This window comes from Zeimonas sediminis (assembly GCF_023721795.1).
Classification (GTDB): Bacteria; Pseudomonadota; Gammaproteobacteria; order Burkholderiales; family Burkholderiaceae_E; genus Zeimonas; species Zeimonas sediminis.
This window is the reverse complement of record NZ_JAMQYE010000002.1, coordinates 44,246-57,432: the sequence shown is the minus strand read 5'-3', so window position 1 is coordinate 57,432 and position 13,187 is coordinate 44,246. Positions and strand designations below refer to the sequence as shown.

Annotated in this window: 11 protein-coding genes; 6 read left to right on the top strand and 5 right to left on the bottom strand. The window is 73.9% G+C overall.

Annotated features, from left to right (window positions below; translation table 11 throughout):
* Positions 1 to 10: 10 nt before the first annotated feature.
* Entirely contained in the window at positions 11 to 208 is a 198-nt protein-coding gene (locus M6I34_RS15645; RefSeq protein ID WP_272486742.1) for a heavy-metal-associated domain-containing protein, read from the bottom strand.
* Between the two features lie 153 nt (positions 209 to 361).
* Complete coding sequence (locus M6I34_RS15640) at positions 362 to 1,216, bottom strand: response regulator transcription factor (protein ID WP_272486741.1); 855 nt, start codon at positions 1,214 to 1,216, stop codon at positions 362 to 364.
* Positions 1,217 to 1,415: 199 nt separating this feature from the next.
* Here M6I34_RS15640 and dusA point away from each other — a divergent pair, with 199 nt between their 5' ends.
* Positions 1,416 to 2,432, top strand: a complete 1,017-nt coding sequence (gene dusA / locus M6I34_RS15635) for a tRNA dihydrouridine(20/20a) synthase DusA (RefSeq protein WP_272486740.1) — start codon at positions 1,416 to 1,418, stop codon at positions 2,430 to 2,432.
* On the opposite strand, the gene M6I34_RS15630 is transcribed toward dusA, so the two are convergent.
* Positions 2,401 to 2,751, bottom strand: coding sequence for a DUF2069 domain-containing protein (locus tag M6I34_RS15630; protein ID WP_272486739.1), 351 nt, complete (start codon positions 2,749 to 2,751; stop codon positions 2,401 to 2,403). The genes dusA and M6I34_RS15630 overlap by 32 nt on opposite strands.
* A 17-nt stretch (positions 2,752 to 2,768) precedes the next feature.
* On the opposite strand from M6I34_RS15630, the gene M6I34_RS15625 reads away from it, so the two are divergent.
* Complete coding sequence (locus M6I34_RS15625; RefSeq protein ID WP_272486738.1) at positions 2,769 to 4,118, top strand: YihY family inner membrane protein; 1,350 nt, start codon at positions 2,769 to 2,771, stop codon at positions 4,116 to 4,118.
* Position 4,119: 1 nt separating this feature from the next.
* Here M6I34_RS15625 and M6I34_RS15620 read toward each other — a convergent pair whose 3' ends face one another.
* Positions 4,120 to 4,944, bottom strand: coding sequence for an alpha/beta fold hydrolase (locus M6I34_RS15620; RefSeq protein ID WP_272486737.1), 825 nt, complete (start codon positions 4,942 to 4,944; stop codon positions 4,120 to 4,122).
* 4 nt (positions 4,945 to 4,948) lie between these two features.
* A complete protein-coding gene (locus tag M6I34_RS15615) occupies positions 4,949 to 6,244 on the bottom strand; it encodes an O-acetylhomoserine aminocarboxypropyltransferase (RefSeq protein ID WP_272486736.1) in 1,296 nt (431 codons plus the stop codon).
* Between the two features lie 146 nt (positions 6,245 to 6,390).
* On the opposite strand from M6I34_RS15615, the gene M6I34_RS15610 reads away from it, so the two are divergent.
* From M6I34_RS15610 to M6I34_RS15595, 4 genes are all read left to right on the top strand, one after another.
* Positions 6,391 to 7,737 carry a response regulator transcription factor gene (locus M6I34_RS15610; protein ID WP_272486735.1) on the top strand — a complete coding sequence of 449 codons (1,347 nt, stop codon included), beginning with the start codon at positions 6,391 to 6,393 and terminating at the stop codon, positions 7,735 to 7,737.
* 125 nt (positions 7,738 to 7,862) lie between these two features.
* Entirely contained in the window at positions 7,863 to 8,387 is a 525-nt protein-coding gene (locus M6I34_RS15605; RefSeq protein WP_272486734.1) for a CheW domain-containing protein, read from the top strand.
* The gene (locus M6I34_RS15600; RefSeq protein ID WP_272486733.1) at positions 8,380 to 9,732 is read left to right on the top strand and encodes a methyl-accepting chemotaxis protein; all 1,353 of its coding nucleotides are present in this window, start codon (positions 8,380 to 8,382) and stop codon (positions 9,730 to 9,732) included. The genes M6I34_RS15605 and M6I34_RS15600 overlap by 8 nt, the downstream gene beginning before the upstream one ends.
* Entirely contained in the window at positions 9,729 to 13,166 is a 3,438-nt protein-coding gene (locus M6I34_RS15595; protein WP_272486732.1) for a response regulator, read from the top strand. Before M6I34_RS15600 ends, M6I34_RS15595 begins: the two co-directional genes overlap by 4 nt.
* Positions 13,167 to 13,187 lie beyond the last annotated feature (21 nt).

Here is a 13,187-nt window from a genome sequence, read left to right as displayed (position 1 = left end):
CCCCGCCGCCTCAGGCCGCGACTTCGTAGCCGGCTTCACGGATCGCTTCGGCCAGCTCGACCCTTGGCCGCGCGCTCTGCACCTCGACCGAGCCGGCCGCGAGATCCACCTCGACCTTCGCCGACGGGTCGATCTCCTGGATCGCGCCGGTCACCGCGCGCGCGCAATGGCCGCAGCTCATGCCTTTCACTTCGAATACCTGGTTCATCTCTGGCTCCCTCGTTACCGATCGCCGGGGTCGGCGATCCGTGTTGTCTTCCCCGCCGGGGAAGATTCGACAAGAGTTTCAAGCTTCCCATTATGGGAAGGTCAAGCGGCGGAAGTCGAGAGGCGCGCCGGCGCGGGCACGCCGGACAGGCGCTCAGTCGCCGGGCTGGTCGCGGTTGAGCCGCAGGCCCATCCGGCTGGCGGCGATCACCGCCTGGGTGCGGTTGCGCACGCCCAGCGCGCGAAGCACCGCGCTGACGTGAACCTTGACCGTGCCCTCGGCGAGATCGAGTTGCCGGCAGATCAGCTTGTTCGGCAGGCCGCGCAGGATCAGCCGCAGGACGTCGCACTGCCGCTCGGTGAGACCCAGCTTGCGCGGATCGACCGGCGCCGAGGCTTGCGCCACGGCCTCCGCCGGACGGGGCGGGGCGGCCGCGCGCGTGCCGGCGGGCCAGCCCGGCTCGCCGCCGCCCGGCGATCCGGCAGCCGCGGGCACCCGGGCCGCGCCGACGCCCGCGGCGAATACCAGGGCGGCCCCGCCCGGTTCACCGGCGACCGGGGCCGGCCAGGCGGCCGAGGATCCGGCGCGCGCCGGCAGCGGTGGGCTGCGGTCGAGCGCCTCCCGGGGCAGGTAGACGTGTCCCGAAGCGACCAGCCGCAGGGCGTCGGAGATGACGTCGGACTGGCTCGTCTTCGGGATGTAGCCGGCCGCGCCGAGATCGATGCAGCGCAGGATGGTCTCCCGATCGGTGCGGCCCGACAGCACGATCGTCGGCAGGGTGGGACGCAACTCGCGAAAGGCGGAAAGGCCCTCGAAACCCTCGCAATCCGGCAGGCTCAGGTCGAGCAGCGCGAAGTCCCACTCGCCGCCGGACTCGAGCATTCGCCGGGCCTCGGCGAACGAATCCGCCATGTCGATCCGGTCGCCGGGGCCCAGGGACTCGAGCGTCATCCGGACCGCGTCGCGGATCAGGGGGTGGTCATCGACGACCAGTGCGGACACGCCCATCTTCGTTTCCTCCCGTTCTCGTTGCGCTCGTCTCCGCGGTCGGCAGCCCGCGGCCGCAGCGCTTGGTCGTTGGCCGGATTGTTCGCGCGGCGGAGGGCAGGGTGTCAAGCGTCCCGGCGGTCTAGCGCGGCGGACTAGGCCGTTCGGCCTATCTTCGCGAGCCGGGCGACGATACCGGGCCGAAGGGTAAAATGCTCAGATGAATCAGGACCTTGCCTCGCACCGCTTCTGCGTCGCCCCGATGATCGACTGGACCGACCGGCACTGCCGGCGCTTCCATCGGGCGCTGTCGCGCCGCGCGCGGCTCTACACCGAGATGATCACCACCGGGGCGCTGATCCACGGTCCGCGCGAGCGCCTGCTCGCCTTCGATCCGGCCGAGCATCCGGTGGCTATCCAGCTCGGCGGCTCCGAGCCGGCCGACCTGGCGCGCAGCGCCAAGTGGGCCGAGCGCGCCGGCTACGACGAGGTCAACCTGAACTGCGGCTGCCCCAGCGAGCGGGTGCAGCGCGGGTCGTTCGGCGCCTGCCTGATGGCGGAACCGGCGCTGGTGGCCGACTGCGTGAAGGCGATGCGCGACGCGGTCTCGGTGCCGGTCACGGTCAAGCACCGGATCGGGCTGGACCGTATCGAGGACTACGGCTTCGTGCGCGACTTCGTCGGCACGCTGGCCGAGGCCGGCTGCGAGCTCTTCATCGTGCATGCCCGCAACGCCTGGCTGAAGGGCCTCAGCCCGAAGGAGAACCGGGAGGTGCCGCCGCTGCGCTACGAGATCGTCCACCGCCTGGCCGGCGACTTCCCGGCGTGCCGCTTCGTGCTGAACGGCGGCCTGCGAAGCCACGATGCGGCGCTCGCCGAGTTGCGCGGCGGGCAGGGCGGCACGCCGCTGGCGGGCGTCATGTTCGGACGCGAGGCCTACGAGAATCCCTGGACGCTCGCCACGGTCGATCTGCTGTACTTCGACGAGCAGGGCCCTGCGCAGGGCCGGGAGGCGGCGGTCGAGACGATGCGCGACTACCTGCTGCGGGAGGCCGCCGCCGGCACGCCGCCGCGCGCGATCGCCCGGCACATGCTCGGGCTCTTCAACGGGTTGCCCGGGGCGCGGCGCTGGCGGCGCACGCTGAGCGATTCGGCGACGCTCGCGCGCGAGGGTGCGCGCATCCTCGATGCCGGTCTCGAGGCCTTCAGGTCGCCGCGGCTCGCCGCTTGGACCTGACGTAGCCCAGGATCGCCAGGAAGGCGGTCGCGGCGAGCAGCGACTCGGCGACCGCGAGCGGCACGCTCGGGCCGGTGTCCGAGGTGGCCCGCACGAGGCCCTCGGTCAGGTAGAGCAGCACGCCCATCGACCACCACTGATAGGCGCGCACCTTGCCGCCCGCTATCGCCGGCAGCGCAGCGACGAGCGGGACGACCTTCAGCGCGAGCAGCCAGGCGCCGGGGCGCAGCGGGGCGAGCCAGGTTTCCCAGGCGAGGCCCAGCGCGATCAGCGCCACGAAGCAGGCCAGGACGACACGGCGCAACAGGTCTGGTGACATCGTTCAGAATTATAGGGATGAAGGTCGCGCCCAGCCCCCACGATTCGTCGCCCTCGGCCGCGGCGCTGCCGTTCGGCAGGGCCCTTGCGAGCCTTGCCCGGGCGATGATCGAGCAGGCGCGGGAGCTGCGCCTTTCCCAGGTCGCGGGCAGCCTGGCCTTCCTGTCGATGCTGGCGATCGTGCCGATGTTCTCGATCGGCTTCGCGGTGATGACCGCGCTGCCGGTCTTCGGCGAGTTGCGCGAGGCGCTGCACAGGTTCCTCGACGGCAACCTGTTCCCGGCGGCGTTCAGCCAGACGCTGCTCAGCCACGTCGGCCAGTTCGCGGCCAAGGCGGGCGAGCTGTCGGCGCTCGGCGCGATCGTTTTCTTCCTGACCGCGTTCAGCGCCTTGCTGACGGTCGAGGCGACGTTGAACCGGATCTGGCGAGCCGACCGGCGCAGGCCGCTGACGCTGCGCCTGACGCTTTACTGGGCGGTGCTCACGCTGGGCCCGCTCTTGCTGGCCACCAGCCTGCTCTTCCACGGCGTGGTGGTGACGCGCTGGCTGCGCGGCGGCGAGTTGCAGGAGCTGCGCGGCGTCTGGTTCGCGCTCGTGCCGTGGCTGACCAGCCTCGCCGGACTCACGCTGCTCTACCGTCTCGTGCCGGCCACCTTCGTGCGCTGGAGCGAGGCTTTCGCCGGGGCGCTGCTGGCCTCGCTGCTGTTCGAGCTGCTGCGTCGTGGGGTCGGCCTTTACGTGGTCCGGTTCCCGACCTACACGGTCGTCTACGGCGCATTCGCGGCGCTGCCCCTGTTCCTGCTCTGGCTGCTGCTCGGCTGGATGGCGCTGCTGGCCGGGGCGCTGCTCGCGGCCAACCTGCGCTGGTGGGGGCAGCCCGACGACACGCAGGTCCGCCGGACGATGGCGGATCGATTCGACGACGCGCGGCGCGTGCTGGACACGATGGTGGCCGAGGCAGGCGAGCGCACCGACGCGACGATCCCGGCGCGAAGCTTCGAAGGCCTCTTCGACCGCGACCCGCGGCGCGCCGCCGATGCCGTCGGCCTGCTGGCCGCGCTCGGCTACCTGACGCGTTTCGTGACGCTCGCCGACCTGGCGCCAGTCGAGGCGCAGGTTTCGACCGGCAGGCTGCGCCTGCTGTTGCGGCGGCTCGCGCGCCGCGCGCCGCTGCCGATCGACGACGACGAGGGCGATCCGATCTGGGCCGAGCGCTGGGGATGGGCGGCGGCGCCGGCCACGCTGAGCCTCAGGCCGCTGTTCGACGCGGTCTGGCTGCCCTCCGGCGGGGATTCGCGCGATGCCTTCCCGGCGGCATTCCTGGACGCGCCGCTGTGGCCCGCGTGCGCTGCGGCACGGACCGGCTGACTCAGGCCTTCGTCGCGAACTCGCGCAGCGCGTTCAGCACGGCCAGCGGCTTCTCGGTCATCAGCGCATGCCCGCAGTCGGGCACCTCGACCACTTTCGGTGCCGGCAGCCCGCGCCCGGCCAGCGCGGCAGCGCAACGCTCGACGAGCGGGCGCGACGCGCGCGGCGGCGTCATCTGGTCGCGCTTGCCGAGCACGAACAGCACCGGGCAGGCGAGCGCGTCGGCGCGATCGAAGCCGGCCTGGTAGGCATTGCAGGCAACGAAATCGTTCAGCAGCACGCCGGGCCGCTGGCGCTCCATCAGCCGCCGGTTCTGGTTCCAGATCGAGAAACCCGGCCCCGGACAACTCGGCGGGTCGTACAGCGAGCCGTGCGACCAGCGGTTGATCATGTCGAAGGCGCGCGGCTCGTCGGACCGGGCCGCGTCGAGCAGCGCGTCGGAAACCGGCATCGGGAACACGCTGCCGACCAGCGCGATCCGGTCGACCTTGTCCGGCGCGCGGCCGGCCGCGTCGAGCGCGATCAGCGAGCCCATGCTGTGGCCGACCAGCGTGGCCTTGCCCACGCCGGCGGCCGCGAGCGCTGCGAGCACCCAGTCGGCCATCGCCTCGACGGTGGCGAGCGGCTCGCCCTCGCTGCGGCCGTGGCCGGGCAGGTCGAAGGCCAGCACCGAGTAGCCGTGGTGGGCCAGGTATCGCGTCTGCAGGATCCAGACGCTGTGGTCGTGCTGCGCGCCGTGAACGAAGGCGATCACGGGGCGCGCGGGATCGAAGGGGCGCCCGCCGGTGTAGGCGTAGGCGCGTTGTCCGTTGACCTGCAGCCACATGGGATCAGCCCTTTTGCGCCACGCGGAACGCGGCCTTGAGATCGGAGATCAGGTCGTCGGCGTCCTCGAGGCCGACGGACAGGCGCAGCGTGCCCTCGCCGATGCCGGCCGCCTTCAGCGCGGCCGAGTCCATCCGGAAGTGCGTGGTTGAAGCCGGGTGGATTACCAGCGAACGCGCGTCGCCGACGTTGGCCAGGTGCGAGAACACCCGCAGCGACTCGACGAAGCGCCGGCCGGCCGCGCGGTCGCCCTTCAGGTCGAAGCTGAACACCGCGCCGCAGCCGCGCGGCAGGAGCTTCTTGGCCAGCGCGTGGTCGGGGTGCGACTCGAGCGCCGGGTAGGACACGCGATCGACCATCGCGTGCTCGGCCAGGAAGCGCGCGACCTTCTCGGCGTTGGCGACGTGCTTCGCCATCCGCAGCGACAGCGTCTCGATGCCCTGCAGGATCTGGAACGCGTTCATCGGGCTCAGGCAGGCGCCGAAGTCGCGCAGGCCCTCGCGGCGGGCGCGCAGCAGGAAGGGCGCGACGGTGGACTCCTCGGAGAAGACCATGCCGTGGAAGCCCTCGTAAGGCTCGGTGAGCTCGGGGAACTTGCCCGAGGCGTCCCAGTCGAAGCGGCCCGAGTCGACCAGCACGCCGCCCACCACGGTGCCGTGGCCGCACAGGAACTTGGTGGCCGAGTGGTAGACCAGGTCGGCGCCGAGCTCGAAGGGCCGGATCAGCCAAGGCGTGGTGAAGGTCGAGTCGACCAGCAGCGGCACGCCGTGCCGGTGGGCGATCTCCGCCACGGTCGGGATGTCGAGCACGTCGAGCCCGGGGTTGCCCAGCGTCTCGCCGAACAGCATCCGCGTGTTTGGCCGCAGTGCGGCGCGCCAGGCGTCCGGGTCGCGCGGGTCGACGAACGTGGTCTCGATGCCGAAGCGGCGCAGCGTGTAGTGCAGCAGGTTGTGCGAGCCGCCGTACAGCGCTCGCGAGGCCACGATGTGCGAGCCGGCGCCGGCCAGCGTGGCGACCGCCAGGTGCAGCGCCGCCTGGCCGCTGGCCGTGGCGATCGCGCCCACGCCGGCCTCGAGCGCGGCCATCCGCTCCTCGAAGACCGACACGGTCGGGTTGCTGATCCGCGAATAGACGTGGCCGGCCTGTTCCATGTTGAACAGCGCCGCGGCCTGGTCGGAGTCGCGGAAGACGAAGGCGGTCGACAGGTGGATCGGCGTCGCGCGGGCCCCGGTGGACGGGTCGGGCACGGCGCCGGCATGCAGTGACAGGGTGTCGAAGCCCTGGGGGTCGCTCTGGCTCATCCGAAAATCCTAGCACGCGGGTGCCGGCCGTCGGCCCGCAGCGCGCGGGCAGCGGTTGGCGCGCCGCCCGGGCTTGGGGCGGCCGGTCCGCGGGGAGAGAATCGTCCGGACCATCCGCCCGACGCCCCCGGATCGACGCTCGCCCCATGCTCGAACAACGCCCCGTCTACCGCATCGCCGTCGCCGGCCTGGATCCGCGCGACGTCCGATTGATCGAGATCGTCTTCAGGCACAGCCAGTACAACCGTTTCGAGTTCGTGCTCGACGACGGCTCCGACCCGCACATGATCGACGTGCTGCTGGTCGACACGGCCGCGCCCGAGGGGTTGCAGGCGGTCAGCGCGGTGCGCAGGCTGCCGCGCCACGTGCCGGTGGTCGCCGCGGTGGGGCGCGGCGTGCCGAGCCCGGCGCGCCATGCGATCTCGATCGACCGGCTGACGCTGCAGTTGCTGCCGATCCTCAATCGCGTCGTCGAGTCCGAGCTGCTGTCGCCCGAGACCCAGCCGATGACGATGCCGTTGCCGGAGGGCGAGCCGCCCTTCGGCAACGCGGCGTCGCGCCCTGCCGCGGCGACCGCACGCCCGGTCGAGCCGGCGCCGCGGTTCGGCGTGCCGGCCGCTCCGCTGGCCTCGACCCGTCCGGCGCCGGCGGCCCGGCCCGTCGCGCAGACTTCCCCTCCCGCCGCCGCGGCGAAAGCGCCGGCCGGGCGACCGGCCTCGCCCGCTGCGACATCGGCGTTGCCCGCGGCAGCCGCGGCCCCGTCGGCCGTCGCGGCCGGGCAGCCCGTCGCGGCAAGGCCGCCGCAACCCGCGTCGTCGGCAGCCGCAATTTCGCAAGCCGCGCCGACGCGAGCCCAGTCTCCAGGAACTTCGTCCTCGCCGGACGTCCCGGCGCAAGCCCCGTCGCCCGCGGCCGGCACGCGCGTCGCCGCCATCGGGCGGCGTCCCAGGATCCTGGTCGTCGACGACAGCCCGACCGTGCGCCAGCAGCTCGGGATCGCCTTCACCCGGATGGGCTTCGTCTGCGAGATGGTCGGCAGCGGCGAGCAGGCGCTCGCGCGGCTCGCGGCCGGGCAGTACCACCTCGTGATGGCCGACGTGATGATCCCGGACCTGGACGGCTATCGGCTGACCCGTGAGATACGCAGGCGCCACCGCGGCACGCCGGTCATCATCCTGAGCAGCCGCGGCTCGCCCTTCGATCACGCGCGGGGCAGGCTGGCCGGGTGCAAGGCCTACCTGGCCAAGCCGGTGCCGCTCAGGGAGCTCGAGGCGGCCATGCTGAAGGTGCTTCGCAAGTCGCTCCCCGCGGACGATCTGGCCGAACTGCTGCGCAACGCGGCGGCGGCACGCGCAGCGGCGACCGCCGCGCGCAACGCGGCGCCGGCAGCGGCCGCGCGCACTGCGGCCCCGCCTGCGCCCGCGCCGGCCCAGGCGGCGCAGAGTCCTGCCGCGCAGGGCCACGCCGCGCCCAGCCCCGCGATGCCCGCCTGATCCGCCGGCTCACGGCCCGGCTCGGCACGGGCCCGGCGAGGCGCGCCGATTTGTCATACATTTCGGAGCGCGCCGCCACGATCGCCTTCTCCGGCATCGCCCGGCGGCGCCGATCCCGCCGGAGCATGTTCAGCCAAGTGCCAGACGAAAGTCCTTCCCGATCCGCCACGGAGTCGCCGGGCTCGCCCGCGCCGCTTCGCTTCGGCGCGAGCCTGTCCGGCGTGCCGGTCCTGTTCCCTTCGGGCGAGAGGCTCGAGTACCTGCCCGATGCGGCGATCTGGCGGCTGCCGCTCGGCCCGCGCCGGGTTGCCGGGCTGATGCAGTTGCGCGGCCACCCGGTCCCGGTCTTCGATGCGTCCGCGGTCGCGCACGACGCGCCGCTGCGCGCCCCGGTCCTGGTGGTGGGCGCCACGCCGCGCGCGGCGGCGGTGATCGTCGACGCGCCGCCCGAGGGCGTCGCGTTCCAAACGCAGGGCGACGCGGGCGGCTCCGGGGCGCCCCTCGACGACACGCAGGAAGCCCTGATCGCGTCGGCCGGCTTTCGCCGGGCGCTCGCCGAGCCGGTGCGCGACACGCAGGGCAGGCGCTGGTGGCCGGTCGACACCGACCTGCTGTTCGAGTGCCTGGCGAGCGAGGATTCCGATGACTGAGCGTCGCGCCCCCAGCGCCGGGGCGTCGGGCGCAAGGCCCTGGAAACTGGCCGCGCTGCCGGCGGTGGCGGCGGTCGCGGCCGGCGCGGCGCTGTTCTGGCCGGCGACGGCGCAGGACGGCCCGACGGGGGCCGCCCGCTTTCTGGTGCTCGCCGCCTTCGCGCTGTCGGCGATCGCGGCGGTCGTCGTCTTCCTGGCCGCGCGAGGGCGACCGGCGAGTGCCCCGGAAGCGCGGGGCGCGGCGGGTCGCGCGGTGGCCCCGCCGCCTGAAGCGCTGCCCGTCGATGTCGCTGCCGGGCCTTCGGTCGTCGCGGAGCAGGGCGGCGCGAATCGCGAGGCGGAGGACCTGAACGACTCGGTGCTCGAGATCATGCAGGCGCTGGGCACGATCGCGTCGACGAAGGACCTCGGCATCCGGGTGCGCGTGACCGACAACGTGACCGGGGCGATCGCCGAGGCGCTGAACCTGCTCACCGAGGAGACCGGGCGCGTGCTGCGCAAGGTGTCCGAGGTGGCCCAGGAGGTTGCCCGCACTTCGGGCTCGGTGCGCGGGCAGTCGGACCTGGCGACGCGGGCGGCGGCGCGCGAGCAGCGCGAAGTCGCGCTCGCCGCGCGCGAACTGGCCGCGGCCGCCGGGGCGCTGGTGGCGGTGGCCGATCGCGCCCGCCAGGCCGATGCGGTGGCGGGCCGCGCGGTGCAGACCACGGCCGCCGCGGTGCGCATCGTCGGCGGGACCGTCGACGGGATCACCCGCTCGCGCGAGCTGATCCGCGAGACCGAGAAGCGCATCAAGCGGCTCGGCGAGCGCTCGCAGGAGATCGGCGAGGTCGTCGGCATCATCCACGGCATCGCCGAGCGGACCGGAATCCTCGCGCTGAACGCATCGATGCACGCGGCCGCCGCCGGCGAGGCGGGCCGGAACTTCGCGGTCGTCGCCGACGAGGTCAAGCGGCTGTCCGAGTCGGCGCGCGAGAGCACCGACCGGATCGGGCGGCTGGTCCACGCGATCCAGACCGAGACGAACCAGACGGTGCTGGCGATGAACCAGGCGATCACCCGGGTCGTCGAGATCAGCCGGCTCGCCGACGACGCGGGCGAGCAGATGCGGCTGACCCAGCAGGAGACCGAGGCGCTGGCCGCCGACGTGCGCCAGATCGCGGCGACCTCCGACGAGCAGGCGCGGGTGAGCTCGGGGCTGCAGGACCGCGCCCGGGTGATCCAGGAGGCCAGCGCCGAAACGGCTCGCCAACTGACCGCGCAGAACATCGAGACCCGCCGGCTCGTCGAGTGCGCGCGCCTGCTGGTCGACGAAGTGAGCGTGTTCCGCACGCCCCCGGCGCCATGAGCGACGCGCGCGAGCGGCTCGACGCGCTCGAGGCGGCCGCGGTCGCCTTGCTCGAGCCGGTCGTGGTCGGCGCGGCGGACTGGCGCCCCGCGATGCGGGCTTCGCTGGCAGCCTTCGTGGCGGCTGCCCGGCGGGCCGGGTTCGAGCCGCTCGCCGAACTCGCCGAGCGACTCGCGGACCGGCTGGGTGGCGAGGGCGGCGAGGGCGGCGAGGCGGGCGCCGACGCGCTGGCCGAGGACGAGGCGATGCGCGGCACCGCCGGCGCCTGGGCGGCCGACCTGCTGGATTTCAGCACCGGGCGGCTCGAGCCGCGACAGGCGGCGGCGATGGCCGGCGACGACGTCGAGCTCGCCGCGAGGCTGGCCGACGCGGCGCGGCGGATCGCCGACCTGCACGGTGGCGAGCTCGCGCAGGCCGGGGCCGGCGACGGCGATGCGATCGAGGCCGGCGAGGTCGACGCCCCGGATGCCGGCGAAGACGCGCCCGCGTTCGCCGGCGACTGGGGAGGCGCCGTCGTCGCTCGCGACGAACTCGAGATCCTGGCCGAGGAGTCGAGCGCGCTGCTCGACGAGATGTCGCAGGCGGACTCCGGCCCCGGCAGGCTGGCGGCGTTCGCCGAGGGCCTGCTGCGGATCGCCGAGGCGGCGGGCCTGCTGGGCCTGCGGGCTACCGCGGCACTGCTCGCCGAGCACGGTTCGCGGCTCGCGTCCTTCGCCGAAACGGCGCGCGACGCGCCTGGAGATCCGGCCGCGGCCGAGCGGCTGCGGAGTCTCGAGCAGCCGCTCCGGGAAACGCCGGCTGCGCTGGCGGACTTCTTCCGGGAGGCCGGGGCCGGCCGGGCCGCGCTGGCGCCGCTTCGCGACCGCCGCTGGCCGGAACCGGTATCGCCGTCGCTGGTCGACGCGGCGCTGGCCGAACTCGCGGCGTCCAGCCTCGTCGCTTCGCGGCAGGTGAGCCTGCCCGCGCCGGGCGGCGACGAGCCCGATCTCTCGCTGGCGATCCCCGCGGATGCCGATCCTTCGGTCGTCGACAGTCTGCTCAACGAACTTCCGGCCCTGTCGGCGCAGCTCGGCGAGCGGATCGCCGCGTTCGAGGCGGGCGAGCGCGATGCGCTGGTCGCGGCGCAGCGGCTCGCCCACACGCTGAAAGGCTCGGCGAACACGGTCGGCGTGCGCGGCATCGCCGCGATCACGCATCGGCTCGAGGACCTGCTGCAGTTGCTGGCGGGGCGCCGCGAGGAACTGCCCGCCGCGCTGCACGCGCTGCTGGGCGATGCCGCGGACTGCGTCGCCGAGATGTGCGAGGCGGTCGCCGGCTACGGCCCGGCGCCCGCAGGGGCCGCCGCGGTCCATTCCCGGATCGTCGAGTGGATCGGCCGGCTCGTCGGCGGCGAGGCCACGCCGCAGGCCGCATCGGCGCCCGCGTCGGAGCCCGGGCCGGCGCCCGTATCGGAGCCGCCCCGCGAGCCTGCACGCGAGCCCGCAGCCGAAGTCGCTGGCGCTCCCGCAGCCGAAGCGGCTGGCGCGTCCACAGCCGAAGCGGCTGGCGCTTCCGCCTCCGAGCGCTCGGCGGAGCCGGAGATCCGGGTGCCCGCCTCGCTGGTCGAGCGCCTGCTCGAACTGGTCGACGAGGCGGCGATCGTCGTCGCGCATGCCCGCGAGCAGGCGGTCGAGCTCGAGCGCTCGCGGTCCACGATGCGGCTGGGCGGCGACCAGCTGCAGGACCTCGCCGGCGAGCTGGAGCGGCTCGTCGACATTCGCGGGCTGGCGCTCAGCGAGCATCGCTCGCGGCAGAGCCTCGATCCGCTCGAGCTCGACGAGTACAACGACCTGCACACGGTGTCGCGGCGCATCGCCGAGTCGGGCGCCGACGGCAAGCTCGTCGAGCAGCAGCTCGGCTCCAACCTGGCCGCGCTGCGCGATTCGCTGGCGCGGCTCGAGCGCCTGCAGGCCGAGCTGCGCGACTGCGCGCTGCGCACGCGGATGGCCGCGTTCGGATCGATCGCGTCGCGGCTGCGGCGCACGGTCAGGCAGGCGGCGCGCATGGTCGGTCGCGAGGCGGAACTGGCGATCGACGGCGAGGACACGCTGGTCGAAGCGGGCATGCTTTCGACGCTGGTCGACGCGCTCGCGCACCTGCTGCGCAACGCGGTCGACCACGGCATCGAGCCGCCCGAGCGGCGGCGCGCGCTGGGCAAGGACCCGATCGGGCGGATACGGCTCGGGGTCCGCCGCGAGGGCGCGTCGCTGTTGCTCGTCTGCGAGGACGACGGCCAGGGCCTGGACCTCGACGCGATCCGCGCGCGCGCCGTGGCGCTCGGCCTGCTCGACGCGCGGGCGCCGGCCGACGGCGACGCGCTCCGGGCGATGATCATGGCGCCGGGCTTCTCGACCCGGGACCGCGCCTCGCAGCTGTCCGGCCGCGGCATCGGGCTCGACGTCGTACGCCAGGCGGTCGAAGGCCTGCGCGGCAGCATCGCGATCGAGTCGACGCCCGGCCGGGGCACCCGCTTCGCGCTGACCGTGCCGCTGGGCCTGGCTTCGTTGCCGGTCATGCTGCTGCGCGCGCCGGGCCGGCCGCTGGCGCTCGCGCTGTCGGTGCGCGGGATCGAGCGGATCGTGCCGGCCGGTCCGCCCGCCTCCGGGACGATCTTCGCGGACGGGCTGGCCTGGCAGGCCACGACGATCGAGGGCCTGCTCGGCCTGGCGGACGACGCGTTCCGCGCCGAGGGCTCGACCGACGCCGAGGCCGCGCCGCGCTCGGCGCTGCTGTTGCGACTGCCCGACGGTGGTCGCCGCGCGCTGGTGGTGCCCGAGCCCGAGGCGCCGCGCAGCGTGGTCGTGCGGCCGATGCCCGCGCGGCTGCCACGGGTGCCCGGCATCGACGGCGTGGCCGTGCTCGGCGACGGCGCCGTCGCGCCGGTGCTCGATCCGGCGACGCTGATGGCTGCGCACGCCGACGGCAGCCTGCGCGCGCGGGCCGTTGCGCCGGCCACGCGAAGCCGGTCTTCCGGGACGGCGCCGCTGTGCCTGGTCGTCGACGACTCGGTCAGCGTGCGTCGCACCACCGAGATCTTCGTGAGGGACCTGGGCTTCGAGGTCGAGGGCGCGGCCGACGGCGTCGAGGCGCTCGAACGGGTCAGGCGGCGCGTGCCCGACCTGGCGCTGGTCGACATGGAGATGCCCCGGATGAACGGGCTGGAGTTCGTGCGGGCGCTGCGCGCGGATCCGGCGACCGCGAAGGTGGCCGTCATCATGATCACCTCGCGGTATTCGGAGCGCCACAAGATGCTCGCGCTGGAAGCCGGCGTGGACGTGTTCCTGACGAAGCCGTACACCGAGGACGCGCTCGCGTCGCAGATTCTCTCCTGCCTCGAGCGAGGGTCGCAGGGCGGGGCGGCGTCCGGCTTGTCCGGCGTTTCCCGGATGGGATAGCATCGACGACGAACGGATCCG